This window comes from Streptomyces sp. NPDC006265, assembly GCF_040613555.1.
GTDB lineage: Bacteria > Actinomycetota > Actinomycetes > Streptomycetales > Streptomycetaceae > Streptomyces.
Genome location: NZ_JBEXSH010001433.1, coordinates 1 through 1,328 on the forward strand (window position 1 = coordinate 1; position 1,328 = coordinate 1,328).

The 1,328-nt window shown below is 71.5% G+C and carries 2 pseudogenes; both read left to right on the top strand.

Annotation, left to right across the window (positions count from 1 at the left end):
- Positions 1-319, top strand: a pseudogene (locus tag ABZ281_RS49555) (TetR/AcrR family transcriptional regulator); the annotation flags it as partial.
- Between the two features lie 934 nt (positions 320-1,253).
- Positions 1,254-1,328: pseudogene (locus tag ABZ281_RS49560) on the top strand (polysaccharide deacetylase family protein); the annotation flags it as partial.

The following is a 1,328-nucleotide window of genomic DNA, read 5'->3' on the forward strand; positions in this document are numbered from 1 at the left end:
CGACACGCACACCAGGGTGGAGCTCGTGATGGATGTCGAGCCCAGCGCCGTCGTCCTGGCCGCCACGACCGGCATCGAGGTGCCGGCCCGCGAGGACCACGGCTGGCTCGCCCGGCCCTCGCTGACCGATCTGTGGCGCCTGCTGCTGCCGTGCCTGGCGGCGCCGTGTCTGGCCGGGACGCTGAATCCGGCGGGGCGTGAATCCGCGGGGAGCGAACCGGCGGGAAGCGTACCGGCGGGGAGTGAACCACCGGGGAGCGGGCCGGCCCGGCCGGGCGTCCGGGCGGAGGCGGGCCGGGCGGGGCTCGCGCTGCGGTAGCCACCCGCCTCTGGCCGACCGATGGTGAAGCCATGGCCAAAACAAGCCGGTTGCCAAGTTTTTCCGCCCTGCGGATCGCACGATGGTCCCCCAGCCTCTGGACCAAGGAGCGATGAGTCATGGCACAGCAGGCCTGCCCCTTCCTGTCGATCGACCCGTCCGGTCAGGACCTCTACGGCGAGCTGTCCCGGATCCGTGCCCAGGGACCGGCCGTGGAGGCCGAACTCCCCGGCGGTGTACGGGCGTGGTGGATCACCGGCCTGGAGCTGAACAAGCGGCTCCTGGCGGGCCCCGAGACGAGCAAGGACGCCTACCAGCACTGGCCGGCCTGGATCAACGGGGACATCTCCCGCACCTGGCCGCTCGCCATCTGGGTCTCGGTGCGCAACATGGTCACCGCCTACGGCGCCGACCACAGCCGGCTGCGCAAGCCGATGGCCGCCGCCTTCACCAAGCGCCGCGTCGACGCGCTGCTGCCGCGCGTCCAGGAGATCGTCGACCGGGCGCTGGACGCCCTGGAGCGCGTCCCCGAGGGTGAAGTCGTCGATCTGCGGGCGGCGTTCGCGGCGCCGATCCCGCACGAGGTGGTGTGCGAGCTGTTCGGCGTACCGCCCGGCGAGGACGGCCCGCGCGCGGCCCTCTACCGCATCATCAACCGCTTCTTCGACACGGCGATCTCCCTGGAGGACGCCCAGGCCAACGCGGTCGACCTCTACGGCACGCTGACCGCGTTCCTGCGGCACAAGCGCGAGCACCCGGCCGACGACCTGACGACGGCGCTCATCGCCGCGCACGACGAAGGAAGCATCGGCGAACAGGAGTTGATGGACAACCTGATCCTGCTGCTCACCGCCGGGTTCGAGACGACCGTCAACCTCATCGACAACACCGTGCACAGCCTGCTCGCCCACCCCGCCCAGCTCGACCTGGTCCCCCCGGTCTGGCGGGCGTCGGCCGTCCCGATCATGTCGCCCTCACATTCGACGACGGACCCGACCCCGCGTCCACC